Annotated in this window: 25 protein-coding genes and 2 pseudogenes; 19 read left to right on the forward strand and 8 right to left on the reverse strand. The window is 70.5% G+C overall.

The window, feature by feature from the left end:
• Positions 1-191 precede the first annotated feature (191 nt).
• Both SNOUR_RS02495 and SNOUR_RS02500 read left to right on the forward strand, forming a co-directional pair.
• Positions 192-722, forward strand: coding sequence for an IclR family transcriptional regulator domain-containing protein (locus tag SNOUR_RS02495; protein ID WP_067343439.1), 531 nt, complete (start codon positions 192-194; stop codon positions 720-722).
• Between the two features lie 279 nt (positions 723-1,001).
• The gene (locus tag SNOUR_RS02500) at positions 1,002-1,376 is read left to right on the forward strand and encodes a hypothetical protein (RefSeq protein WP_067343441.1); all 375 of its coding nucleotides are present in this window, start codon (positions 1,002-1,004) and stop codon (positions 1,374-1,376) included.
• 166 nt (positions 1,377-1,542) lie between these two features.
• On the opposite strand, the gene SNOUR_RS02505 is transcribed toward SNOUR_RS02500, so the two are convergent.
• Together SNOUR_RS02505 and SNOUR_RS42410 are read right to left on the reverse strand one after the other, a co-directional pair.
• Complete coding sequence (locus tag SNOUR_RS02505; protein WP_067343443.1) at positions 1,543-2,748, reverse strand: NAD(P)/FAD-dependent oxidoreductase; 1,206 nt, start codon at positions 2,746-2,748, stop codon at positions 1,543-1,545.
• A gap of 164 nt (positions 2,749-2,912) precedes the next feature.
• The gene (locus tag SNOUR_RS42410) at positions 2,913-3,320 is read right to left on the reverse strand and encodes a winged helix-turn-helix transcriptional regulator (protein WP_312631751.1); all 408 of its coding nucleotides are present in this window, start codon (positions 3,318-3,320) and stop codon (positions 2,913-2,915) included.
• On the opposite strand from SNOUR_RS42410, the gene SNOUR_RS02510 reads away from it, so the two are divergent.
• The 4 genes and pseudogenes from SNOUR_RS02510 (at position 3,205) to SNOUR_RS02525 (ending at position 5,951) form a co-directional block, all read left to right on the forward strand.
• Positions 3,205-3,495, forward strand: coding sequence for a zinc-binding dehydrogenase (locus SNOUR_RS02510; RefSeq protein WP_312631752.1), 291 nt, complete (start codon positions 3,205-3,207; stop codon positions 3,493-3,495). The genes SNOUR_RS42410 and SNOUR_RS02510 overlap by 116 nt on opposite strands.
• 30 nt (positions 3,496-3,525) lie before the next feature.
• Positions 3,526-3,777: a GlcG/HbpS family heme-binding protein gene (locus SNOUR_RS02515; protein WP_079142105.1), complete on the forward strand. Its 252-nt coding sequence runs from the start codon at positions 3,526-3,528 to the stop codon at positions 3,775-3,777.
• Between the two features lie 285 nt (positions 3,778-4,062).
• Positions 4,063-4,281, forward strand: a pseudogene (locus tag SNOUR_RS02520) (site-specific integrase); the annotation flags it as partial.
• Between the two features lie 107 nt (positions 4,282-4,388).
• Positions 4,389-5,951: an FAD-dependent monooxygenase gene (locus SNOUR_RS02525; protein WP_067343447.1), complete on the forward strand. Its 1,563-nt coding sequence runs from the start codon at positions 4,389-4,391 to the stop codon at positions 5,949-5,951.
• 213 nt (positions 5,952-6,164) lie between these two features.
• Here the strand turns inward: SNOUR_RS02525 and SNOUR_RS02530 are convergent, their stop codons facing one another.
• Complete coding sequence (locus SNOUR_RS02530) at positions 6,165-6,458, reverse strand: hypothetical protein (protein WP_067343448.1); 294 nt, start codon at positions 6,456-6,458, stop codon at positions 6,165-6,167.
• Positions 6,459-6,543: 85 nt separating this feature from the next.
• Here SNOUR_RS02530 and SNOUR_RS02535 point away from each other — a divergent pair, with 85 nt between their 5' ends.
• Positions 6,544-6,891 carry an asparagine synthase-related protein gene (locus tag SNOUR_RS02535; RefSeq protein ID WP_067343450.1) on the forward strand — a complete coding sequence of 116 codons (348 nt, stop codon included), beginning with the start codon at positions 6,544-6,546 and terminating at the stop codon, positions 6,889-6,891.
• 51 nt (positions 6,892-6,942) lie between these two features.
• On the opposite strand, the gene SNOUR_RS02540 is transcribed toward SNOUR_RS02535, so the two are convergent.
• Positions 6,943-8,169 carry a NucA/NucB deoxyribonuclease domain-containing protein gene (locus tag SNOUR_RS02540; protein WP_067343452.1) on the reverse strand — a complete coding sequence of 409 codons (1,227 nt, stop codon included), beginning with the start codon at positions 8,167-8,169 and terminating at the stop codon, positions 6,943-6,945.
• Between the two features lie 233 nt (positions 8,170-8,402).
• On the opposite strand from SNOUR_RS02540, the gene SNOUR_RS02545 reads away from it, so the two are divergent.
• From SNOUR_RS02545 to SNOUR_RS02560, 4 genes are all read left to right on the forward strand, one after another.
• The gene (locus SNOUR_RS02545) at positions 8,403-9,656 is read left to right on the forward strand and encodes a hypothetical protein (RefSeq protein ID WP_067343454.1); all 1,254 of its coding nucleotides are present in this window, start codon (positions 8,403-8,405) and stop codon (positions 9,654-9,656) included.
• Between the two features lie 265 nt (positions 9,657-9,921).
• The gene (locus tag SNOUR_RS02550) at positions 9,922-10,107 is read left to right on the forward strand and encodes a hypothetical protein (protein WP_067343456.1); all 186 of its coding nucleotides are present in this window, start codon (positions 9,922-9,924) and stop codon (positions 10,105-10,107) included.
• 186 nt (positions 10,108-10,293) lie between these two features.
• The gene (locus SNOUR_RS02555) at positions 10,294-10,704 is read left to right on the forward strand and encodes a class I SAM-dependent methyltransferase (protein ID WP_312631753.1); all 411 of its coding nucleotides are present in this window, start codon (positions 10,294-10,296) and stop codon (positions 10,702-10,704) included.
• 23 nt (positions 10,705-10,727) lie between these two features.
• Positions 10,728-11,690 (forward strand): NAD(P)H-dependent flavin oxidoreductase, encoded by a 963-nt coding sequence (locus SNOUR_RS02560; protein ID WP_067343458.1) that lies wholly within the window; start codon positions 10,728-10,730, stop codon positions 11,688-11,690.
• A gap of 35 nt (positions 11,691-11,725) precedes the next feature.
• On the opposite strand, the gene SNOUR_RS02565 is transcribed toward SNOUR_RS02560, so the two are convergent.
• Entirely contained in the window at positions 11,726-13,651 is a 1,926-nt protein-coding gene (locus SNOUR_RS02565; RefSeq protein WP_067343460.1) for an asparagine synthase-related protein, read from the reverse strand.
• A 223-nt stretch (positions 13,652-13,874) separates the two neighbouring features.
• Here SNOUR_RS02565 and SNOUR_RS02570 point away from each other — a divergent pair, with 223 nt between their 5' ends.
• The 7 genes from SNOUR_RS02570 (at position 13,875) to SNOUR_RS02605 (ending at position 19,150) form a co-directional block, all read left to right on the forward strand.
• Positions 13,875-14,267, forward strand: a complete 393-nt coding sequence (locus SNOUR_RS02570; RefSeq protein ID WP_067343462.1) for a nuclear transport factor 2 family protein — start codon at positions 13,875-13,877, stop codon at positions 14,265-14,267.
• A 276-nt stretch (positions 14,268-14,543) separates the two neighbouring features.
• On the forward strand, positions 14,544-15,149 hold the full coding sequence (locus tag SNOUR_RS02575) for an ATP-binding cassette domain-containing protein (RefSeq protein ID WP_067343464.1): 606 nt from the start codon (positions 14,544-14,546) through the stop codon (positions 15,147-15,149).
• Positions 15,146-15,961 carry a hypothetical protein gene (locus tag SNOUR_RS02580; protein WP_067343466.1) on the forward strand — a complete coding sequence of 272 codons (816 nt, stop codon included), beginning with the start codon at positions 15,146-15,148 and terminating at the stop codon, positions 15,959-15,961. Before SNOUR_RS02575 ends, SNOUR_RS02580 begins: the two co-directional genes overlap by 4 nt.
• A gap of 53 nt (positions 15,962-16,014) precedes the next feature.
• Positions 16,015-16,911: a phytoene/squalene synthase family protein gene (locus SNOUR_RS02585; RefSeq protein ID WP_067343468.1), complete on the forward strand. Its 897-nt coding sequence runs from the start codon at positions 16,015-16,017 to the stop codon at positions 16,909-16,911.
• A gap of 16 nt (positions 16,912-16,927) precedes the next feature.
• Complete coding sequence (locus SNOUR_RS02590; RefSeq protein WP_067343470.1) at positions 16,928-17,902, forward strand: polyprenyl synthetase family protein; 975 nt, start codon at positions 16,928-16,930, stop codon at positions 17,900-17,902.
• A gap of 246 nt (positions 17,903-18,148) precedes the next feature.
• The gene (locus SNOUR_RS02600; protein ID WP_067343474.1) at positions 18,149-18,832 is read left to right on the forward strand and encodes a DUF998 domain-containing protein; all 684 of its coding nucleotides are present in this window, start codon (positions 18,149-18,151) and stop codon (positions 18,830-18,832) included.
• Between the two features lie 84 nt (positions 18,833-18,916).
• On the forward strand, positions 18,917-19,150 hold the full coding sequence (locus SNOUR_RS02605) for a hypothetical protein (protein ID WP_067343476.1): 234 nt from the start codon (positions 18,917-18,919) through the stop codon (positions 19,148-19,150).
• A gap of 329 nt (positions 19,151-19,479) precedes the next feature.
• On the opposite strand, the gene SNOUR_RS02610 is transcribed toward SNOUR_RS02605, so the two are convergent.
• The 3 genes and pseudogenes from SNOUR_RS02610 to SNOUR_RS42415 form a co-directional block, all read right to left on the reverse strand.
• Positions 19,480-20,406, reverse strand: coding sequence for an NmrA family NAD(P)-binding protein (locus SNOUR_RS02610; RefSeq protein ID WP_067343478.1), 927 nt, complete (start codon positions 20,404-20,406; stop codon positions 19,480-19,482).
• On the reverse strand, positions 20,403-21,227 hold the full coding sequence (locus SNOUR_RS02615) for a polysaccharide deacetylase family protein (protein WP_067343480.1): 825 nt from the start codon (positions 21,225-21,227) through the stop codon (positions 20,403-20,405). Before SNOUR_RS02615 ends, SNOUR_RS02610 begins: the two co-directional genes overlap by 4 nt.
• A 240-nt stretch (positions 21,228-21,467) precedes the next feature.
• A pseudogene (locus SNOUR_RS42415) lies at positions 21,468-21,638 on the reverse strand (integrase core domain-containing protein); the annotation flags it as partial.
• Between the two features lie 247 nt (positions 21,639-21,885).
• Between SNOUR_RS42415 and SNOUR_RS02620 the strand changes: the two are divergent.
• Entirely contained in the window at positions 21,886-22,947 is a 1,062-nt protein-coding gene (locus tag SNOUR_RS02620; RefSeq protein ID WP_312631754.1) for a serine hydrolase domain-containing protein, read from the forward strand.
• Positions 22,948-23,404: the final 457 nt, after the last annotated feature.

Here is a 23,404-nt window from a genome sequence, read left to right on the forward strand (position 1 = left end):
CGTCGTCGGTGGACGCCTCCGTCCACCGATCGGTGCACGGCCCTCCACCGACCGGCCCCCCTCGCGTCCACCTCCCGTCCCCCCGGACGGCCGACACCACGACGCGGGCCCGGCTCCTACGGTGGCGGAAGGGACCGAGGGACCGGTCGACGACCGGATCCGCATCGAACCCAGGTGAGGAGCCGTTCACCATGGACCGCACAACCACCGTGCTGCGCCGCGCCGTCTCGACCCTGCGGCTGGCCGCGCAGCACCTCGACGACCGGGCCGCCGCCCCGCCACAGGACTACAACTGCCTGCGGGCCGCGGCCATGATCTGGACCGACGAACTGGCCGCGCGCAGCGGAATGAGCGTCCGGCTCGCCGTGGCCCATCCGCACGGCGCCCAGGTCATCCACCATGTGTTCCGGCCCGACAACAGCCCGCAGCGACTTGCGACCGGTGACGTACTGCCGCACGCCTGCGCGGCGGCGCAGGCACTGGCCCTGCCGCACGACGGTCGCTGTGTGTTCGCTCCGAAGCCGGACGCGCACACCGCCGAGTTGGCGACCGTCGTGCCGTGCCCGGAAGCGCCGGAGCGCGCCGTCGCGCTGAGCGTGACCGGTCCCGACGACCTGTTGAACCCCGTACTCGCGGCGTCCATCCGCACTCGCTACCTGCTGTGCCACACCGCGGCGTCGATCCGGGCGAGCCTGACCGCCGGAACGCCCACCCGGGCCTGACCGCGCCCGCATCACCCGGCCCTGATCGCCAACTCGCCGCCAGGGCAGAGCCGTTGATCCATCCGCCCCCCACCTCCGGGCGCCCGACCTGCCGCCCTCTCATCACCACCCATCATCACCCATCCCCACATTCACCCTAAAGAGTGAATAGCGCGCTGCGCGGCATTTCGTGCAGAATCCGTTGTGCAACAGCGATGTTGCGGCCGCGATGCGCCTCCTCACGCCGCCTGCGGGCGGTGAGTCGGGCGATCGCGCCACCGGACCGCAAGGGGGAAGAACATGCGAAAGATCATCAGGGCCGGCGCGCTGGCGGGTGCCGTGGCGGCGCTCGCCTTGGTCGGAGCGACCGGCGCCGAGGCCGCACCGGCCGCGGGCAGTCTGCACGGCTGCCCGTCCGGCGCGGTGTGCGTCTACCCGCAGAACGCCGGGTGGAACGGCGACCGCCCGTCGCTCGCCTTCTACAGCTACGGGGCCCACAACCTCCACAACCAGTTCGGGCAGCACTACGTCCTGAACAACCAGACGGGCGGCGCGACGGCCCGCACCTGCACCGGCGCCGACGGAACCGGCGACTGCCAGGGCTACCTCGGCGTCGGCTACTACGTGGACAAGGACCTGACGCCGATCAACTCGATCCTCCTGGTCCGCCCGTAGCCCGTAGCAACAGCCCGGCGCCGCAGGCGTCGTGCGTTCGGGCCGCCCCCCCGGGGACCGGCCCGAACTCCTTCCCTGCGTACCCCGGGTCCGATCACGAGGAGCTCGGACGTGCACGGCCCGCCCCGGACCGTCGGCCGTCGAACGGGCCGGCCACCATGCCTGGCTAGGCGCCGCGTTCAGCGGTGACGGGCATCCCGCCGCGCCCGGCCCGCAGCAGTTCCTGGCGCTTGCCCTCCTTGAACATCCTGTGCAGGCGGTAGGAACCGGGCTTGCGTCCCTCGTCCACCAGTTGCTTGACGGTGCCCGCGCAGATGAACTCCTTGAGCTTCGCGCCCGCTCGGCCGCCCAGGTAGTACTTCTTCGCGACGTCCTCCTTGCTGGCGAACTGGAAGATACCCACCCGACGCCCCAGGCTGATGCACTGGCCGGCGAACCCCACGGTGAGGGTCGCGGGCCGCTCCCCCGCGATCCGGCTGAGCACCGTGTCGGCGGCGTGGGCGCCCAGCGGCCCAGCGGCCTGACAGCTCATCCGGAACGGCAGGTCCGACGGCGCCGCCGAATCCCCGGCCGCGACGATCCTTGCGTCGTCCACGCTGGTCAACGTCTCGTCGGTGAGCAGTCGCCCCAGGGCATCAGTGCTCAGCCCGCTGCGGTCGGCCAGGTCGGGCACGCCGAATCCGGCGGTCCAGATGGTCACCTCGCTCGGCAGCGTGCGGCCGTCACCGAGCCGCACGACGTCGCGGGTCACCGCCGTCACCTTCGCGTCGGGGCCGTCGACGACCTTGACCCCGAGTCGGGCCAGTCGCCCGGCGACCGAGCGCCGACCGCTGGGGTGCAGGTAGGGACCGAGGACCCGGCCGCAGACCAAGGTCACGGAGCGGCCGGACTCGGCCAGTTCGGCGGCGGTCTCGATGCCGGTCGGACCGGCTCCGACGACCGTCACCGGGGCCTTCACGGGCGCGGCGGCGAGGACCGGCCGCAGCCGCCGCGCCTCCTCCAGACTGGCGATCGGGTGGGCGAACTCGGCGGCCCCGGGCACGCGCGGATCGGCACTGCCACTGCCCACCGCGTAGATCAGGAAGTCGTAGCCGATCGGGTCGCCGGCCGCCAGCGTCAGGCTGCGCCCGCCCGCGTCGATCCGGGTCACGGTGTCGACCACCAGGCGTACGCCGTCGGGCAGGATCTCCCGGTAGTCGACGACCGCGTCGTGGTTGCCGGCCACCACCTGGTGCAGGCGGATCCGCTCGACGAAGGTCGGGCGCGGGTTGATCAGTGTCACCGTCGCGTCGTTGCGCTGCGTCAGGCGGTTGGCCGCCATGACTCCGGCGTAACCGCCGCCGATCACGACCACCTCGGTTTTCCCGGTCATGGTGTCTCCTTCGTTTCCAGAGTTCCGGCCTCAAGACACCGTGGGGTCGACGACTGTGACAGCATGTGACGCGGCTCACCTCATGAGCGTGGACCCGACCCGCGGGCCCGATGGATTCGCGCGGTGACGCGACGCACCGCGCACGGCGAACCGAGGCGGCGCCGTCAGTCGCTCTCGGCGTCGGCCCCGCGAACTGCGAAGAGCGGTCCGACCACCGTCCCCCAGGCGCAGAGTGCGTTGAGCGGGATCGCGGCGCTCTGGCCGAGGGGGGTGAGGGAGTACTCGACGTGCAGGGGGACGGCGGGGTAGATCGTGCGGTCGAGGATGCCGAAGTCCTCAAGGCGGCGCAGCGTCTGGGTGAGGACCTTGGGGCTGACGCCCTGGAGTGTGCGCTGAAGTTCGCCGAACCGCTGGGGACCCCCTTCGAGGGCGCCGATGGCCAGCGCGGACCACTTGTTGGCGAGAAGGTCGAGCAGGGCGCGGCAACGCCCCGGCGGCCTGCTGGTCGCGATCCCGGCCGGCGTCTCCCCCGAGCTGGCCCAGGCCGCCGAGGCGGCCGACGTGCGAGCCACCCCGTTCCTGGTCGAGCCGGACGGCGCGGCCCTGGCGACGATCGCCGACCTGATCGACGCCGGCCACGTCGCCGTCGAGGTGGAGAAGACCTTCCCGCTGGAGCAGGCCGACGTGGCCCACGCCCGCGGCGAGGCCGGCCGCACCCGCGGCAACGTCCTCACCGTCGCCAACTGACCGCTCCAGAAGGCACTTTGGAGTAGCACCGTGTACTACGAGGTCCGTCGGTACCAGGCCCGGCCCGGGCGCCGCGAGGAATGGAACGACTACCTGGCCAACGTGCGCGTCGCACCGCTGGCCGGCCACCCGCGTCTTATGGCGGTCGGCGGCGGCTACCCGATCATCGACGACGGACAGTGCGTCGGCGGCCTCGGAATCTCCGGCGGCAGCTACGAGCAGGACCGGCAGACCGCCGAAGAGGCCCTGGCCGCCCTCGGGTTCGAGGTGCCCGCTCACTGACCCACGTCGGATGCCGCCACCCGAGTGTCCGACTCCGCGGGCACGCTCTCTTCGTCGAAGCCTTGGGGAGACCGGCTCGCTCCATGGTGTCTTCCCGTCGAGGGAGGTAGGCGTGCCGCAGCGCTCGGTGCCGCCCATCAGGTCGACTCGAATCAGGGCAAGGATTCGCGCGAGCTGCGAGTGTTGGGAGTCGTGCAGTGAATGCAGGAGCTCGTCCTCCACTTCCTGCTGAGCGGATGACGCGGCGCGCAGTCGTCGCCGCCTCGCGTCAGTCAGCACGACCAGGTGCCGGACCTTGACCTCGCCGCACGCCGCTGGCCTGTGAAGGCCAAGGATGCCCGGAGCAAGGCCCGCCGCCGCGGGCAGGCCCGGGAGGACTTCGTGCTGGAGACCGTTTACCGGAACGCCGGGACCGCCCGGCGCCTGCCCCGACTGCTGCGCGACCGTACCCGAGGGCCGGTGTTCGTCACCCACCGCCGCCCCGGGCCCGGGCTGGCTCCCGGCGATAGCGGCCGTTGAGCCTCGTTCCTTGATCGTTTTCCTCGCGGGGTCGGTCCCTTGACACCGCTGCGGCTTTTTGGCTTATTCGGCCCTCGGTCATAGTCGGCGCCATGGACTATGACGTAGTGGTGGCCGGAGGCGGCCCGGTCGGACTGATGCTGGCCTGCGAACTCCGGCTCGGAGGCGCGCGGGTGGCCGTCCTGGAGCGCCTCACCGAAGTGAACCCGACGATCAAGGGCGGGGCGATCACCACGCCCAGCGCCGAGGCGCTCTACCGCCGAGGCATGCTGCCCGCGCTGGCCGAGGTGCAGCGGCAGGCGATGGACCGCTTCCAGGCATTCATGCGCGAACGGAACGGCGGGGACGGAGGCGGGGCCGCGGGCCAAGGGCTCGGGATCGTCGGGCACTTCGCCGGAATCATGCTGCGCGCCGACCTGGTCGACCGTACGGAGCCGGGCCTCGGCGACGCCGGACCCGCCGCCGAGATCGCTTTCGTGGCGCAGCAGGACATCGAGCGGCTGCTCGGCGGGCGGGCGGACGAACTCGGCGTCGACGTGCGCCGAGGAGTGGAGCTGACCGGCTTCGACGCGGACGACGAGGCCGTCACCGTGCGGACCAGCCACGGGGCCATACGCGCCGGCTGGCTCGTGGGCTGCGACGGCGGCCGCAGCACGGTCCGCAAGCTCGGCGGGTTCGAATTTCCCGGTACGGACCCGGAGATCACCTGTCACCAGGCGGTCGTGGAGATGACCGGCGCCGAGGATCTGAAGGTCGGCTGGACCGCCACGGACACCGGGGTGTACGCCCACGGGCCGATGCCGGGCCGCGTCGTCACCGTGGAGTTCGACGGCCCGCCGGCCGACCGGGACGCGCCGGTCACCACCGAGGACCTCCAGGCGCGGCTGCGTCGCGTTTCCGGCGTGGACGTCACGATCACCGAAGTGCGCACCGCGACCCGCTTCACCGACCACGCCCGTCAGGTCACCGACTACCGCAAGGGCCGGGTGCTGCTGGCGGGCGACGCGGCGCACGTGCACTCCGCGTTCGGCAGCCAGGGGCTGAGCCTGGGTATCGGGGACGCGATGAACCTCGGCTGGAAGCTCGCCGCGGTGATTGCCGGCCGGGCGCCGAAGGGGCTGTTGGACACGTACACCTCCGAGCGGCACCCGGTCGGTGCGTGGGTCCTGGACTGGACCCGGTCCCAGGTCGCGGCCATGCGCCCGGACCCGCAGTCCCGGGCCCTGCGCGAGATCGTCAGCGACCTGGCGGGGACGGTCGTGGGCACCACGTACCTCACCGCGCGGCTCAACGGTGGCGGGGTGCGGTACGAGCTGCCGGGCGAGCACCCGCTGACCGGCCGCAGCACCCCGGACCTCGAACTCACCGACGGCGGCCGCCTCGCGGACCACCTCCACGGCGGCCGGGCACTCCTGCTCGACCTCACCGACGACCCGGAGCTCCGGGCCCTCGCTGCGGGGTATGCCGGCCGCGTCGACACCTTGACGGCCGGCTGCCCGTCCCGCCCGGAACTGGCGGCGGTCCTCGTCCGTCCGGACGGCTTCACGGCCTGGGCAGCCGACGCGGGGGCGCAGGCGCCGACGTCGACGGCCGGGCTGGCGGAGGCGCTGGAGGAGTGGTTCGGAGTGCCAGAGGGTGCGGTGACGCCGGGGTGATCCGTCGCTCTGCTGACTGACTCGAACCACGAGCCGATCCCACCCACGGCCGCCGCACCCACCCGGTGTGGCGGCCGCCCGCACCCCGGTCCCGGCCCAGCAGCAGCCCGGAGCTGTCACCGGCCGCCTACCGCACCCGCCGCGCACAGCCGCCACGCCCTCCGCCGGTGTGACGGCGTGTCCGGCGGGTCGAAGGTGGGCGTATCCGGCCCGTCAGGCATACCCCGGGCTCATCCAGGCACACCGAGATGGCCGTCCATCCCCGATGACGAGGACGCAGTCCATCGAGGCCCGCACCGCGTCGTCCCAGGCGTGGGGGCTGCGGTGGTGGTTCCGGTGTCCTGCGGCGAGCACGGACCGGAGTTCCGCAAGATGCGGGGTGTCCGCCGGGAGTTGCAGTCGCGCGAGGAGGGCCAGTGCGGCCGTCGGCTCCAACTCGCCGTATACATCGTGGTAGCCGGCCAGCAGGCCCTTGAACAGCGGCCCGTGCAGGCCGGGGAGCCCCACAGCGGTGTCGTACGTTCTTCGCTTCACGGGCCAGGGCGCGAGGCCCGAGCAGGCCAGATGAAGCCCGTACGGGTACGCGCTCGGCGTGACGCCGGTGTACCCGAACTTGGACAACGAGGCCGTGCGGGCCGCGTTCGCCGTCCCGGCCCTCGCCCGGCGCGGGCTCGTGGCCTGCAAGCCGCTGCTGCGGGCCTCGCTGCCCGGTATCCCGGACTGGCTGACCTCCCGCCGCTCGAAAGGCTCGTTCACCGCCCAGCGCATCGCCGGCCTCGCCCGCCACCAGTCCTTGCCCGGCGAGTTGATCGCGTCGAGTCCGCTCGCGGACGGCGGGCTGATCGACCCCGTCGCCGTCCGCGCCGCTCTCGCGCAGGCGGCCCGGGGCCAGAGCGCCACGTCGATCGCTGACCTGCACCAGCTGATCGTCACGTGCTGATGTCTGGAAATCGCGCCAAGCTCCCCGAGCCGGCGGCCGAACGGCCGCCCGTCACGGCGCGATGATCACCTCGTACCACTCCATCTCGAGGATGCGGTCCGCGACGACGGCCCGGCCGAGTTCACCCCCCGCCCCCGTGTTCTCGGGCTTGGGCACATGAGCCCGGATACAGGGCGAGAAATCACCGTGAGGACTGGCCCGTACGACGTCGACGTGCCACACCCCGCCGGTCTTCCTGGGGATGATCTCCGTACACTCCGAGCCGTTCGTGCCACCCTGCACGGAGCTGGCGAAGGGAAACTCTTCACAGGAGTCGTCCGGGACGCTGGGGTCCTTCTTGAACGGGTCCGGGGCCGCCGTGCACGACTGCCTGCGCTTCTGGGCCGCCGCCTTCTTCCCACCGGCATTACGCTGCAGCGGCTTCGTCTTGGTGCCGAAGTTGCCGCCCTTGAGGTTGCTCTGCGCCCACCCGTAGGCGATGGCGGCGGCCCCGTAGGCGGATTCGCGGATGGTCACGTTGGCCATGTGTCCCATCACAACGCAGCCGGGGGTGCTACCGACCTGCGCGTCACAGCGCAGATCGTGGCCGTTCCAGGTCACCGGGTTCGCAGGGCCGCCGCCCGCGTCAAGGATCTCCCCGAACGATGTGTAGGTGGGGGAGATGAACGAGTAATTGCCTTTGGTGACAGTGGAGGTGAAGGACAAGTTCCCGGTCTTCTCATCGCCCAGCGCCAGTTCGACGGGCGCGCCGCCCCAGGCCGGTGCGTCCACGGTACACAGGCCGCTGCAGGTGGCGGACAGATCCATCGACACGGTCTTCGCGTTGCCCGTCATCTCGGTGGCCTTGACGGCGATGTTCTCCGTCCACTTCCCGCTGGAGGAGCTCAGGCGAGCGAAGCTCACGGCCACGACGACGGCGCGGCCTATCTCCTTGCCGTTGGTGTCGAAGGCCGAGTTCGTGAACTTCTCGCCCCAGCAGTAGTTGTGCCGGTCGGAGTTCCGGCCGTTGGCGCACGGACCATCCGAGTCGCCGAGCATGCTGCGTGCGGTGACAGTGGCCGGGGCGGCGACGGGCACCGCCTTGGTGCAGGTCCAGCCGGTGCCCCGGCGACGCGCCTGGGAGTCCGGGACGGTGGCCTTGCATGTGCCGTGGCCCTTGGGGGGTGTCGCCCGGCTCCCGGCGGGTGCGGCGGCCGCCGGTGAGACGCCCAGGGCGAGCAGGGCCGCGGTGACGGCGAGTGCGGCTACGGCCGCGAGCAGGTGTCTGACGCGTTTCAAAGGGTGGTTCTCCTCAATCGGTGGTGTACGGGTCCACCTGGCATCGAACCGGCCCGACGCCCGCGCGCACAGGGGCGGAATAAGCCCCTCTATGGTCATTTTTGACCAGTTCCAGGCTCACACCACCACCCCCGTTGGCCGCTACATTCACCCCCTGTCAGATCAGCAACCACCAAGGGGGAAGGGCAACAATGCGCCCCAGAAGACCAGTCGGCCGCATAGGCAGAACGCTCATGGCCGCCACCGCCTCCGCAGCGTGCGTGCTCACCGCGGCGGGCCTCACGGCCTCACCGGCCGCCGCCGCACCCGCCACAACGGCCGCCGCCGCGGGGGACGGGCCCGAGGCCGGTCAGTCCTGTACCGCGGCTGACCTCGGCACGCGCCACCCGTACATCAAGAGCTCCGAGGTGTCCCCGACGATCACCCACTTCAAGGGCTGGTACGTCACCGAGGGCACCACCGGCACGCATACGGTCAACACCAACACCCAGACCACCATCTCGGTCTCCGTCGGCCTCACGGGCAATGTCGAAGGCAGTTTCGCCATCGAGACGCTCGGCAAAGTCGGCGCGAGCCTGGGCCTGAACGTGCAGGTCAACTACACCTCCACCAGCAGCGTTTCGGACTCCGTCACCTGGAACTTCCACCAGCCCGGCTACTACGGCCTCTACAAGGGCACCAAGAAAGTCACCGGCACCTACGGCAGCCTCAACTGCAACCGTGTCAAGCAGGACGACGGCTCCTGGGCCCTGAAGTGGATCAAGAGCGCCGACACCGGCAGCTACACCACCTACACCACCCTTGAGGAAGGTGCGGTGCGCTGCGAGGACAAGGTCCCCGCAAACAGCATCATGGCCAAGGCACAAGGCCTCCTCGACTGCGGCTCCGCCACCGCGGCCGCCAAGCACGAGGCCGGTCCGGTCCCCTCGGCGAAGGCCGACGCCTTCAAGGCCGCCCAGAAGGCCGCCACCGACACGCACGGGCAGCCGGACGCCAAGAAGACCACCAGGAGCCGGGCCCCCAGCATGCGGGCCGCCCTGAACTGCCAATCGGCCGCCTACAAGATCGCCGTCCCCGGCAGACCCCTGAACTGGAGCGCACCGCTCCTGGCCAACGACGGGATCCGCCTGCGCGAATCGACGATCTTCAGCGCCCACCTGGACAACTGGCGCCTGTGCAACGTTACCGAGTCCAACGGAGTCCTCGAGGCGTCCCTGTGGAACTGGGGCAACGGCGGGTGCGCGACCGTCCCCGAGCAGACCGCGGCCACCGAACAGGCGGCCCTGAAGACAGCCCCCTGCGCGGAGGACGACCTCCAGCGGTTCTCCATCTACCGCGACGTCCCCGGCTCCGGGAAGATCGGCATTCAGAACAAGTACACCGGCTCCATGATCGGCTATGACCGCTACGCCGACGGCGATTTCCTGCGCCAGTACTCCAGCGGCAGGCAGGACGGCTCCGGCACGTTCGACCTCCTGCAGGTCTGACCGACAGCAACCCCGGGACGGGCCACGCCTGTTGCCCGCCCGGGGCCTTCGGCGGCCGCGCCCGCCCGACCTGCCTGTGAACCGGGAGTGCACATTCGGACAAGGCTGCCCGCTCCCGTTCCACGCGCACCTTCCACGCCTCAATCTGGTCTGCCTCGCGAGACGGAACCGGGCACCAGCAGCGGCGGCCGCTTCAACCAGCCGAGTAACCAACAGGCCCTTGTCCCCTGAGATATGAAGTTGCCCTGACGGCGCAGGGGCCACAATGCGGTGCCTGGGCACCTTCCTGAACGCCCTGACGGGGTTGCTGCCGGTCGAAGGCAGCCGCCGCATCTCCAAGCCGGATCGGCTGCGCCACTCCCCGCGTGGCATCACCGGCCCCGGCGCGGGCAAGGCCACCGACCGGTTCATCGAGCTGAACAAGCTCGACGCCTCCGGCTGGGACCCGTGAGTCGCAACAAGCTCGCGGACCAGGCTGACCAGTGGTGTGGCCAGGACGACTGGCGAGCTGCCGGATGTCTGGTGGGATCGAGGGCATGACTGCTTCTGCTGCCGGCGGAAGTCCGGCCACGGCGACGTACGACCGCATCGGCATCGGCTACCGTCGGGGCGGCAACCGGACCCGCGTCTGGCCGCGTTGATCCGCGATGCCCTGGCCGGGGCGCGTACGGTCGTCGGTGTCGGTGCGGGTGCCGGTTCCTACGAGCCGACGGACGCGGAGGTGACCCCGGTGGACCCCTCGCAGGTCATGCTCGACCGGCCTCCTGGCTCGCGGAAGGTTCTCGCGGGCGCGGAGGAACTCCCCTTCGTGGACGGTGCGTTCGACGTCGCGATGGCGGTGGTGACCGTGATGGCGGTGCACCACTGGCCCGATCTGCGCCGTGGGCCGAGCGAACTGCGGCGGGTCGCCCGCCGCCAGGTCGCCTTCACCTGGGACCCGACGCATCTCCGAGAGTGTGAACCGCAGCACGGCACGGATCGAGCGGCGGTCCCCGCGTCCGGCACGCCTGACACACCCGGCGCCATCGCGCCGGTCTCCTCCTCCTGACGGGAAAGGTGATCATGACAGTCATGACGTTGTCCACGGCGTTCACCACGTTGTTCGGTGTGCGGCACCCGATCGTGCTGGCTCCGATGGGCGGATCGGCCGGCGGTGAGCTGGCGGCGGCCGTCTCGCGCGGTGGCGGGCTCGGGTTGTTGGGCGCCGAGGGCGGGGAGTCGGAGTGGTTGGCGCGCGAGCTGCCGATCGCGGCCGGGGCCGGGAAGCCCTGGGGTGTCGGCTTCCAGACCTGGGCGACCAGCGTCGCGGCGATCGAGCAGGCGCTGGAGTACGGCCCCCGAGCGGTGATGTTCTCCTTCGGGGATCCGACCCCCTACGTCGAGCGTGTCCGTGCGGCCGGTGCGGCGGTGCTGCTGCAGGTCACCGACCTGGAGGAGGCCAGGCAGGCGGTGGACCTGGGCGCCGACGTCATCGTGGCGCAGGGCACCGAGAGCGGTGGGCACGGCGCCCGGCACGGGCGGTCCACGCTGCCCTTCGTGCCGGTCGTGGTGGATCTGGCGGACGGCGTGCCGGTACTGGCGGCCGGCGGGATCGCGGACGGCCGCGGCGTGGCCGCCGCACTGGTCCTCGGCGCCGCCGGGGCGCTCATCGGCACCCGCTTCCAGGCAACGGCCGAGGCGCTGGTCGACCCCTCGATCGCCGAGGCACTGGTCCGGGGACGCGGACAGGACACGGAACGCAACCGCATCCTCGACATCGCCCGCAGCTCCCGCTGGCCCGCGAAGTACACGGCTCGCACACTGGGTCACCCGCACCTCGACCAATGGCGGGGCCGGGAAGCGGAACTCGCGGCGGACCCGTCGGCGGCCCGCCTCGCCTACGAGGACGATGTCACGCGCGGCGCCGTGACCCCCTTGCCCGTCTGGGCGAGCGAGGCCATCGACCTCGTCACCGACCTGCCGCCGGCGGCCGATCTCGTCCCCGCCCTGGCCGCCGAGGCCGGTAGGGCCCTGGCCCGGGCGGGACGCGCCTGACCGGAACTGCGCAGGGCGCGCCGCACCCGGTCGCTTCAGCCGTGGGCGACCGGGGGGGCGGCCTTCGCGATCCAGCCAGGTGGAGAGGCTGAAGAGCCGCCACAGCAGGCGCCAGTCGAACTTCTCCAGGTCGGTGAAGGCACCGTCGCGCAGGATTCCAGGTCGTTCAGGGGGCCTTCGGTGATGGTGGCGGAGAAGTCGGGCCAGTTGTCCGTCGTCCAGTCCGCGTACGAGAAGTGGTCGTCGAAGCCCACCTTGGGCTCGGTGAATTCCTCGGCGAGCGGGGTGCCGCTGAAGACGCCGCGGAGCAGGTGCTTGGGAGCGCCGGGCCGGATGCGGCGCTCCACGGGCAGGCTGAAGACGCCGGCCACGAGGTCGATGTCGAAGAACGGGGAGCGCACCTCCACACCGCGTGCGATGCCGTTCTCGTCCGTCGCGCGGAAGTTGTCGTACGCCATGAGCCGGAACAGGTCGAGGGCCTGTCCGAACAGCACCGGGTCGGTGTGTTCGGCCGTCGAGTAGGGGAAGGGGCGGTCCAGGGTGTCGCCGAGTGCGGCGGTGCGGGCGGCGATGGCGTCGCGGCCGAAGTCGGTGACGAACTTGCCCCAGCCGGCGGTGCGGTTCCAGCGTTCCCACAGTGATGTGGCCATCCACTCCTCGGTGGTGGAGCCCACGGCGTCCGCGCGCAGCGCGGCGTAGCGGACGTAGCCGCCGAACACCTCGTCGGCGCCGTGACCGCCGAGGAGGACGGCGGAGTGGTCGCGGGCGGCGCGGTGCAGGGCGTCGTTGTGCAGGACCAGCGGCTCGGCGGCGGGCGCGTCGAGCGTGCCGTTCAGCAGGTCCACCGTGGCGTCGAGCGAGGGGATGCGGAACGGCACCTCGTGCAGGTCCACGCCGAACTTCCGGGCCAGGGCGCGGGCCCGCCGCAGGTTTTCGTCCTCGTCGGGGTGCCGGGCGGAGAACACCGTGACGGCCGCCGCGGGTTCGGCATGCGCGAGCGCGGCCTGGAGGACCGTGGAAGAGTCCATGCCGCCGGAGAAGCCGACGGCGACCGGCCGGTCGGCCACCAGGGCGCGGCGGTGCGCCTGGTCGATGAGGTGCCCGATCTCGGCCTCGTCGGCGGGGGTTGTCCGCAGTCCGGACACCGGGGTGAGGGAGGCGGCCAACCGTGGACCGGCGTGGCCGGGACCGATCCGGAGCACTCCGCCCGCAGGTACGGAGTGGATGTCCCGGTACAGGGTCCGGTTGTCCGTCAGGCGACCCAGACCGAGGAACGCGAGTGCGTCGACCGGGTCGAGGGGGAGGTCCTCGCCGCGCAGGCAGGCGGACAGGCAGCGGATCTCCGAGGCGAAGGCGAAGAGTTCGGGAGAGTCGTAGTAGTAGAGGGGGCGTTCTCCGAGCCGGTCCCGGACCAGGGTGAGGTGGTGCGCGGTGCTGTCCCAGACGGCGAGCGCGAAGAGCCCGCGCAGGTCCTCGAAGGCGGGGTGCCGCGTTCGGCGCAGAGTTCCAGGGCCACTTGGAGGTCGCCGGGGGGGCATGCGGTGGCGCCGGTGATCGGGCAACCGGCGGCTGAGTTCACGGTAGTTGAGCACCTCGCCGTTGCCGACCATCACCAGGGCCCGTTCGCGGTCGAACATCGGCTGGCGGGCGTCGTCGACGGCGGTGTCGACCCAGGCTTCCGCCGCCGGGGCGGCCGGATCGATGGCGGGCGCGAACATCTCCTGGAGCCGCACCGCCGGGTCGGGGTGCTTGCGGGCGAAGTGGCCGAGGTTCTCCCGCCATTCGCGGTACATCGACGCGGAGGCCGGGGAGCGGTGTTCGTGGTAGACGGCGGCCCGGGTGCTGTAGCGCATCCGGACGCCGTCCCGGACGAGTCGGTAGCCCAACTCGGCGTCCTCCAGGCCCCAGCCGCGGAACCGCTCGTCGAAGCCTCCGGCCGCGGCCAGTCGGTCCGGGCGCACCGAGGCGTTGTCGCCGAGCCGACTACCGGCAACTGGGCACTCAAGGCCCCTTCCTCGCCTACATCCACGACATCAAGTACGCGGTCATGACGCGGTCCTCGTGGACAGCGTCTCGACGTGGGCCGAGAGCGAGGGCTCCACGGCACATGCCTGGGAGTCGTCCACGCGGGGACGCTTCTCGAAATCACATGCCGGACCGACTGCGGTCTGTTAGCAATTGAGGATGGAACCCGATCGCGTCACCGATGAACGGCTACATGGCATACTCGCCGAACTCATGCGCAGGGAACCACTGTTCCACAGAGCGGAGTTCGGGACGTCGCGAGCTGATTTCGAGGCCATGACGGCGCCCGACTTCTGGGAAACGGGCGCCTCGGGGCAACGCTACTGCCGCGCGTATGTGCTCGATGTCCTTGAGGAGCGCTCTCAGGAACCGCCCGTCGAGGAGTGGGAGACCTCCGAGTTCCATTGCCGGGAGTTGGCCGCCGATCTGTATCTCCTGACCTACACCCTGGTGCTCAACGGGCGGAGAACCCGCAGGTCAACGATCTGGCAGCAGGTGAGCGACGGGTGGCGCACCGTCTACCATCAGGGCACCCTCGTCCAAGATGCATGACGGGTGAGGGGTTCCCTCAATTCCCAGCAGACACAGGAGAATATGTCGCCACCTGAAAACCACCTACGCCTCCGTGCCTGCCTCTCAAGTTGCCTCCCCCGCCGGGGAGGAGTTCGCATCTCCTCGAATTCCGATTATGTCTGTTCATCGCCGGGTATTCATGGGGACATTGGGCTGCCGAGCCCCGCATGACAGGGCTGCGAGCGGCCGCCACTCGTTGGGCATGTGACGCTGTTGATGTGGGGCTGTCGCTGTGGGGTGGGGGCGGGAAGTGCGTTGGACGTCAAAGGTGTGCACCATGCTTATGGGCGTCGTGTGGTGCTGCGCGGGATCGATATCAGCCTTCGGCGGGGCGTGGTGGCCGGCATCGTGGGAGAGAACGGCGCGGGCAAGTCCACTCTGTTGAAGATCCTCGCCGGTGAGCTGCGTCCGCAGCGCGGCGTCGTCCTCCACCGCGGCCGCTTCGGGTACTGCCCGCAGGACGTGGTCCTCAACGACGCCCTCACCGTCCGTCAGCACCTGAAGTTCTTCATGACCGCCTTCGGCCTCCCGGATCTGTGCCGCGCCGAGGGGCTCATGGAGGTGCTGCGGTTCTCCGAGTACGCCGACGAACGCGCCGGAGTGCTCAGCGGCGGCACCCGCCAGAAGCTGAACCTCACCCTCGCCCTGATGCACGATCCCCAGGTGCTACTGCTGGACGAGCCCTACCAGGGCTTCGACTGGGACACCTACCGGCGGTTCTGGGACCTCGCGGCCGGACTGCGCGAGGCCGGCCGGTCCGTGTTGGTCGTGTCCCACCTCGCCTACGACACCAGCCGCCTCGACGAGCTGTGGTACCTGGAGGGCGGAGTGCTGCGCCCGCGGGCGGAGGCGACGGCATGAGGCGGCACCTGACCTTCTTCGTGACGGCTGCCCGGTACGACCTGGTCGTGCACGCCCGCAACCGGTTCGCCATGTTCCTGGTCGTCCTCTACGTCCCGGCGTGGGTGACCCTCGCCCATGCGGCACTGCCCGACAAACCCGCGCCCATCCGACTCAACTCCACCGGCGAGTTCCTCTCCCCACCCGGCGACCAGCTCTCCCAGATCACCGGCGCCCTCAACGCCGTCACCCTGATCGCCGGGTTCATGATGTTCGCCGCCACCTTCAACGGTGGACGGTTCGACCGACGACTGGCCATGGCAGGCCATCCGCGCATCCACCTCGCCCTGGCCAAGACCACCTCGCTGGCGCTCGCCTGCGCCGCTGTGTCGGTCTACGCCACCGCCGTCACCCGCGCGGCCTGGATCCCGCGCCAGCCGGCGCTGCTGGCCGCCGCGCTGTTCTGCGACGCCATGACCTACGGCGCGCTCGGCGTGCTCTTCGGGTGCGTACTGCGACGGGAGGTCGAGGGCATGTTCGCGATGGTGATGACCAGCGTCATCGACGTCGCGCTGCAGAACCCCATCGCCAACACCGGCGCCAACAGCCCACTGGTCCGGCTGCTGCCGTCCTACGGGAGCATGCAGGCCGCCACCGGAGCAGGGTTCACCAACGGCACGATGGCGAGTTGCCTGGCCGTCCAGGCGCTGTGGTTCGCCGGTGCCGCGCTGCTGGCCCTGCTGGCGTTCCACCGCCGCACCCGCAGCGCCTTCCCGAGGACCCAGCACCTTCGGACGCCGACCCGCCGCCGGCCGGCACACGGTACGCGATGAGCACACTTCCCGGCCCGCGCCGGGCGGAGACGAGTTGAGGGGAGTGCCCTGCAGTGCTGTTGCGACGATGGCTCGACGCGGCGGGGATCCATGACCCGGTCCTGCGGCAGTGCTACACGGTGTGCATCCGTGACCTCCACAAGTGTGATGAGGGGAGGGCCGGTTGGTGGGGGCTGCGGGCGGCGCCGGCGGCCCTCCGGCCGCACGTCGCGGCGATCGTCACCCACGGCTACAAGGCCGACGCGTACGCCGACACCGGGCCCGTCGAGGAGCGGAAGCGCCGTCTGGACGCGTATGGCAAAGCGAGCTTCGCCGCGATCCAGTCGGGCGGTTCCGCCGACCCGATCCTGCATGCCATGGCACACACCTTCCGCGCCTTCGACCTGCCCAGATCGCTGGCGGAGGACATGCTCACCGCGATGCACCACGAAATCGACATGCGCCAACCCGCGACGTATGAGGAATGGCGGCACTGGGCGACGGGGATCGCCGGTACTCCGTTCGTCGTGCTCATGCTCGTCCTGCGGTCCGACCGCATCGGCCCCTGGGAACCGCTGGTGCGTGAGCTCGGCGAGCTGTTCCAACTGACCGACGTGCTCTGCGACCTGGCCGACGACCTGGCCGACCGGCGGCTGTACCTGCCGGCGGACGACCTCGACCGATTCGGCGTCCGCGCCCAGGACCTCCTGGCCGGACACTGGACTCCGGCCACGGCGGAACTCATCGCCTTCGAAGCCGATCGCGTCCGACACCGCCTCCCCTCCCTGGTCACCACCTTGGACGGCAGTCCCGCCAGTGCCTGGGCAGACGCCATGGGCCGGCACTGCACGCTGCTGCTGGACCTCGTGCACGCCGCCGGCGCCGACCTGCTGCACCGGCCCGTACGCCCGCCCGTCTCCGCGCTGTTCGACGTGTGGCAACACCAGTGGCGCACCGTCATCCCCTGCTGAACCCGAAAGGCACCGCATGACCGCCACCGCCTCCCGGCCTCCCGACCCCCTGATCCCGCTCATCGAAGCCGAGCTGATCCGCTCGGTCGGCAGTGGCGAAGACCTGTTGGAAACGGCATGCCTGGACGCCCTGTTCCCCGGCGGCAAACTGCTGCGCCCCACGCTGTGCGTGGAATCGGCGCGGGCGGTGGGCGGCCGGGCCGAGTCGGTGCTGTCCTTCGCGGCGGCCATCGAATGTCTGCACGTGGCCAGCCTCGTCCACGACGACATCGTCGACCAGGACCCGGTGCGCCGCGGGCGGGCGTCCACCGCCGAACGGTTCGGTATCGCCGAGGCCCTGCTGGCCGGAGACGGGCTGTTCACCGCGGGGTGGGCGGCCATGCTCCGCGGCGGCCCGGCCGATCGTGTCCTGGCGGCGTCCCGGGCGATCGTCGAGGCGGTCCACGCCATGTGCCGCGCCAGCATGCGCGAGATCGAGATCCGTGAGGACCTGACCTGCGGGCGGTCGGCCGTACTGGAGGTGATCCGTGGCAAGACCGCCGCGCTGACCGGCGCCGCCTGCCGTGCGGGCGCGATCCTGGCCGGCGCGACCCCGGAGCAGATCGACGCCCTGCACCACTACGGGGAACAGCTCGGCATGGCCTTCCAGATCCGCGACGACCTGTTGCCGTACACCGCCGACGACGCACTGACCGGCAAGGCCGCCGTCAGCGATGTCGCCAACCGCCAGCCGACACTGCCCGTCCTGCTCGCCTACGAGTCCGCGGACGACCACGACCGCCGACACCTCACCGAGATCTTCCATGGCAATGTCGATCTCGCCACGGCCCACCGTGCCCTGCTCGACGTGCTGGCCCGGACCGGCGCCCTCGCCGAGGCGGCACGCCAGGCGCGTGCCTGCGCCGCCCAGGCACGCGCCGCCCTCGGCGGCCTGTCGGCCACCGGGCGACTCGCCTGGCTGGCGGACTCCGCCGCCGACCGCCACCACTGAACGGAGCTGGTGCCGGAGCTGGTGCCGGGGATGGCAACGGAGCTGGTGGCGGAGCTGGTGGCGGAGCTGGTGGCGGAACTCGCGTCGACACTCGTCCAGCTGGGGCCGCGAACGCATTTCCCTCCGCGGCGCCACGGCCGAGGTAGGGACTTCCCCACCCCGTTCCAGGGGGCCTGTCGGAGTGCCTGAGACCGGCGCAGCATGATGCGCTGGCCGCACAGGATTCGTGTGACGGAAGGTGGACGGGTGAAGAGTCGGATCGGGTACTGCGCCTGGATCGTGGGGGTGGGGCAGTTCTTCGCCGTCCACGTCGTGGTCGAGTCGGCCTGGGCGAGACCGTACAGCTGGGCACGGAACAACATCAGCGACTTGGGCAACGCGCTCTGTGCACTGCAGCCGGATCCCGAGCCGCGCTACATCTGCTCTCCCGAACACGGCCTGATGAACGCCTCGTTCATCACTCTGGGAGTGCTGCTCGTCGTCGGCATCGCCCTGGCCGGTGGCGTTGTGTGGCGCAGAGGACCGCTCGCGGCCGGGTCCCGGCTGTTGCTGGCCGGCGCCGGCGTGGGATTCGTGCTGGTCGGGCTGGCCCCCGCTGACGTCAACGAGAACCAGCACGTCCTGGGCGCCCTGCTCATCATGGGGACGGGCAACATCGGACTCCTACTGGCCGCATTCCGCCTGACGGATCGTCTTGCGGGTGCACCGCGCTGGGGCACCGGCCTGCTGGGCACCGCAGCGATCACGGCCCACGGGCTGTTCCTGACCGGCCACTACCTCGGCCTCGGCATGGGAGGCATGGAGCGCGTCGCGGTCTTCCCCCTCCTGGTGTGGGCACTGGCAGTCGGCGTTCATGGCCTCGTCCGCCGGCCGGACAGCCGACCCGAGGCGATGTCGGCACAGCGCCTCGCACAGCCGCTCCGCCGATGAGTCAGCGCGCCGTTCGACCGCTCCGGCCCGGCCCCGAAGGGGCCTCCATGACACGGCATGCGAGGTCGGGCGACAATCGCGCACATGGATGACGCGTTCACTCTCCTCCGGCAGGTCGCCGGCCTCCTGCCCGGGAACGCCGCGGCAGAGTGCGGCATGACGGTCGAGGATGCGCGCGAGGCCATCGGGCTCCGGCTTGCTCCCCTGAGCCCCGAGCAGTGGCGGCATCTGAAGCCCGGTGACGTGATCACCATGCACGAGGGCCGGCCCGCGGTCGGCACGGCCACTGTCATCGAGGTCCGCCCACCTCGCGCCTGAAGCCGGCCGGCCGGCGTGCCTGCCTGCCTGCCCGTTCAAGCACGCAGGCAGGCAGCCGGTTCCCGGCCTGGGCTTCGAGGCGTTGGGCGGCCGCTGTCCCTTCCTCGGCCCGAACGCCGAACAGCGGCAGGCCCCCGAACAGATCCGGCTGAAGGCTGCCGGCCGCTTCGCCCGCGGTGTGAAGAACTCGCACATCGCGAAGAACTGCGGGTCACCCAGCGGTCCGAGGAACGCCGGCGACGTATGTGCCACGAAGCCGGCAAGCAAGGACCGACGTCACGCAGGAGACGGACGCCGCCGGTCGGAGCGACGAGCACGACCGTGGGTGGTCACCCCGTCCAACCGGTGTGATGCAGCCAGTCCTCGAAGGTCATCAAGCCGGGGTGCAGGCGGCGGAGAAGGGTGACGTCCCGGTCTCGGTGGTAGAGATCACGGTCGGCGAAGAACTGGAACATCGCTGCGTAGTCGTGGCCGAAGTCGGGGACGGCGGCGTGCAGTTCGTCGTGCGACATCGGGAGGTAGTTGCTGGGGATGCCCGTGACCTGCGTGAAGGTGGCGGCGATCTCGTCGCCGGTGAGGCTGTCGCCGATCAACGCGAGGTCGCGGGCGCCCCAGGACTGCCAGTTCTCCCACGCGTGGCCGACGAACCAGGCGATGTCGTCGAGCGCGACAAGCGGGTAGTGGGCGGCGCCGAGGGGGAGCCTGAAGGCCAGGCCGCCCCGACCGTCCGGTCGAGGGGTGAGCCGGTCGCGCAGATTCTCGAAGTACGGCGCCGTGGTCAGTACCGAGACGTGGTTCGTGTACCAGCCGTCGGTCTCCTTGCGGAGCATTTCCTCTGACCGCATCAGGTCGATGTGCGCGGCGACGGCGGCCTTGCTGTCGAAGTGCGGGACGGGGCGGCCGGTCAGTGACACCGCGCTGTCCAATGAGGACCAGATGAAACGCTCCACGCCGGCCCGCTCCGCGGCGGTCAGCAGGTCCAGGCCCTGCCGGTACTCGCCCACGGCGCTGCCCGTCGCGAAGAAGTCGGTGTTGGCAAACACGTGGTCGGCCTGCCCCATGAGGGCGTCGAGGGCGGCCGGGTCGGAGCGGACCAGTTGCAGGCGGTGGGGCGCGGTGGCGGCGAGTTCGGTGGCGTGAGCGGACTCCGGGTGGCGGGTGGGGACGGTGATGGTGGCGTCGGTGGTGGCGAGCAGGTGCCGGATCACGTGGCTGCCCATGGCTCCGGTGCCGCCGACGACGAGGACGTGGGTCATCGCGTAACTCCCTGGTGGGCGAGGACGTGTTCGGCCACCTGGGCATGCGTGGCGACCCAGACGTCGCCGAACGCACGGATGTGGTCGAGGATCTGGGCGACCATGCCCGCGAGGAGCGGTCGGCCTCCGACGTGGGCATGGACGGTCAAGTGGAAGACGCCTGGGCCGGGGGCGGCGCGCAGTTGGTCCAGTAGCGCCTGGTGCAGGTCACGGTAGGCGTACGGGCCTGCCGCGGCGCTGCGGACGTCGGAGTGGTCGCTGTGCATGAGGGAGACCAGGGGACCGTGAGCGGTGGGCAGGACCTGCGGGAGGTCGTGGTCGCTGTGGTCGCCGGTCCAGCGGTAGCCGGCCTCGGTGAGGAGATCGCAGGTGTGCTTCGAGCCGGTGGCCCGCGGGCTCATCCACCCGGTGGGGCGAACGCCGGTGACTCGCTGGAGAACGTCGGTGCAGCGGCGGATGTTGTCCCGCTCGGTGTCCACGTCGAGCAGCGCGGGTACGACGTCCTGAGCCCAGGAGTGCCCGGCGATCTCGTGCCCCGCCTGGTGCACGGCCGCCACCGTGTCGGGGTACCGCTCGGCGACGAGGCCGTTGATGCCGACGGTGGCGGGCAGGTCACCGAGGATGTCGAGTAGCCGCCAGATGCCGGTGGTGACGCCGTAGTCCACCCAGGAGGCGCTGTGCGTGTCGTCGACGCCGGGCAGTGGCCACGCCGCGGCCATCGGCGCGTAGGCGGGCCCGTGCCCTGGTGACCACAGCTCCAACGCGACTGTGACCAGCGCGGCGACCTTCTTCCCGCCCGGCCAGTCGATCTCTGTACTCATGCGTTTCCCCTGTTTCGGTAGCTTCCGCTGGGGACGCTAATGAGGCGGTGGGTACCTCCAGGTACCTGGCAGCGGGCTAGGGCGCTTCTGATGGATCTCCGTGGAAGAAGGAGCGGCGCCTGGTGTGTGCGATCGCAAGGCGCCGGGATGTCTTCATAGCGGAGCTATGGGGGCATCTCGGCAACGCGGCGAGCGTGCGTGCCAGGCGCCGCGACGCCGCGGAGATCCATCAGAAGCGCCCTAGGTGTATTGCCCTGTGAGGTTGGGGACGCGGCTGGCTGGGGTGTGGCCGCTGATTCCGGTGTGGGGTCGGCGGTAGTTGTACCAGTCCAGCCAGTCGGGGAAGGCTGCCTGTCGTTCGGCGTCTGAGGTGTAGGGCTGTTGGTAGGCCCGTTCGTCGAGCAGGGTGCGCTGGGGCAACAGCGGGATGTCGCTGTACGAGGGCGCGACGGCACGGGCGCTGGGGAACCGGAGTCCCTCATATCCCTCTGACCGAAAGTGTTTGGCCGACAGCCTACTTCCGGCGTAGGCGTCAAGACGGTGAGGATTCCGCGTGTTCGTGCCTGTGTACCGGGATCTACCAAGGGGGGCTGTGACAGGGATGTTGCGCGCGAGAAGACTGACGGCCGTGTTGGGCGCGGTGGCGGCGGCAGCGTTGATGCTTTCGTCTTCGGCGTCCGCCCAGCCGGCCGGTGACCATGCCGCCACGCGGGCGGCGTTGAGCGAGTTCCAGGCGGCCGGGGGTCCCGGAGCCGGGATCCTCGCCGGCAGTGGCACCGACTCCTGGACCTACTCCGCTGGTACGGCCGTCATCAACACGAACACGCCCATCCGGTCGGCCGACCACTACCGCATCGGGAGCCAGACCAAGACCTTCACCGCGGCGGTGGTGATGCAGCTCGTCGACGAGGGCAAGATCTCCCTCGACGCACCGATCGAGAAGTACCTTCCCCAAGTGGTCGACGGCAACGGCTACGACGGGAACACCATCACGGTGCGGCAACTGCTGCAGCACACCAGCGGAATCCCGACCAACACGCGGACGGTCCCGGAGGCCAACCCGGACGGCACCTACACCCTGGCCGCACTGGTCCGGGACGGGCTCAAGTATCCCCCGGCCGCAGCGCCGGGCGCGGAGTGGCACTACTCCAACACCAATTACGAAATCCTCGGCCTTCTCATCGAGAAGGTCACGGGTTCGCCGGTGGCGCAGGTGATCACGAGCCGGATCATCCAGCCGCTCCATCTCACCCAGACCACGTTCCCCGCCGCGGGCAACCGCGCCGTGGCCGAGCCGGCCGTGCACGGGTACAACGGCGTACGTATCGGCCCGTTGTTCTTCTGGACGGACGTACTGGCGGAATTCGAGCCGTCCGTCTACAGCACCGCAGGCGCGATGCTCTCCACGGAACAGGACATCAGCACCTTCTACCAGGCACTGATCGGCGGCAGGGTCGTGTCACCGGCGAGTCTGACCGAGATGAAGAAGGCGAGGGACATCAGCCCGGGCCTCGGCTACGGACTCGGGCTGATCAAGCACCCTCTGCCCTGCGGCGGTGTGGCCTGGGGACACGACGGCGAGGTAACGGGCTACTACACGGAGACCATGGTCACCGAGGACGGGCGCCACGCCGCCGTGGTGACCAATGCGCTCACTCCTCTCAGTAACCCCGTCGTGCCGATGTACAAACTGCTCGACACGGCGCTGTGCGAGAAGTGAGCGGGACTGCGCGGCTCACTGCCCGATGAACCTGACATCCCGCCGCCGGGGCCGTCTGCTGACCGACGGCCCCGGCGGCGGGGCGTGCAGCGCAAGACCCACGCGCTGCTCAGCGAACGCGGCCTGCGCGGACGTATCGCACCCATGCTTGGCCGAATGCCTGCCACCACCTCACCCGCTGCTGTGAGCGGCGCATCACCGTCATCGGCGCCTTCTTCGACCTCGCCGACACGATCATCACCGTGCGTAGTCTGAATAGTCGCGCCAGCAGGACCTATCCGCTTCTGGGAGGTCACGCGGTGGCACATGCTCAGGTGTTGGGGCGCACCGAACCACGCTCATTCTTCGGCAAGTGTGGCTCCAGCCGGACCCACTCCTTGCGAAGGAGCGGGGAACTCCGATCCATCCCGGCCGCTGGCGGAGCACGGAGGCCATCGCGGGTGCTACGACGGTTCTT

The sequence above is a fragment of the Streptomyces noursei ATCC 11455 genome, assembly GCF_001704275.1.
Taxonomy (GTDB): Bacteria; Actinomycetota; Actinomycetes; order Streptomycetales; family Streptomycetaceae; genus Streptomyces; species Streptomyces noursei.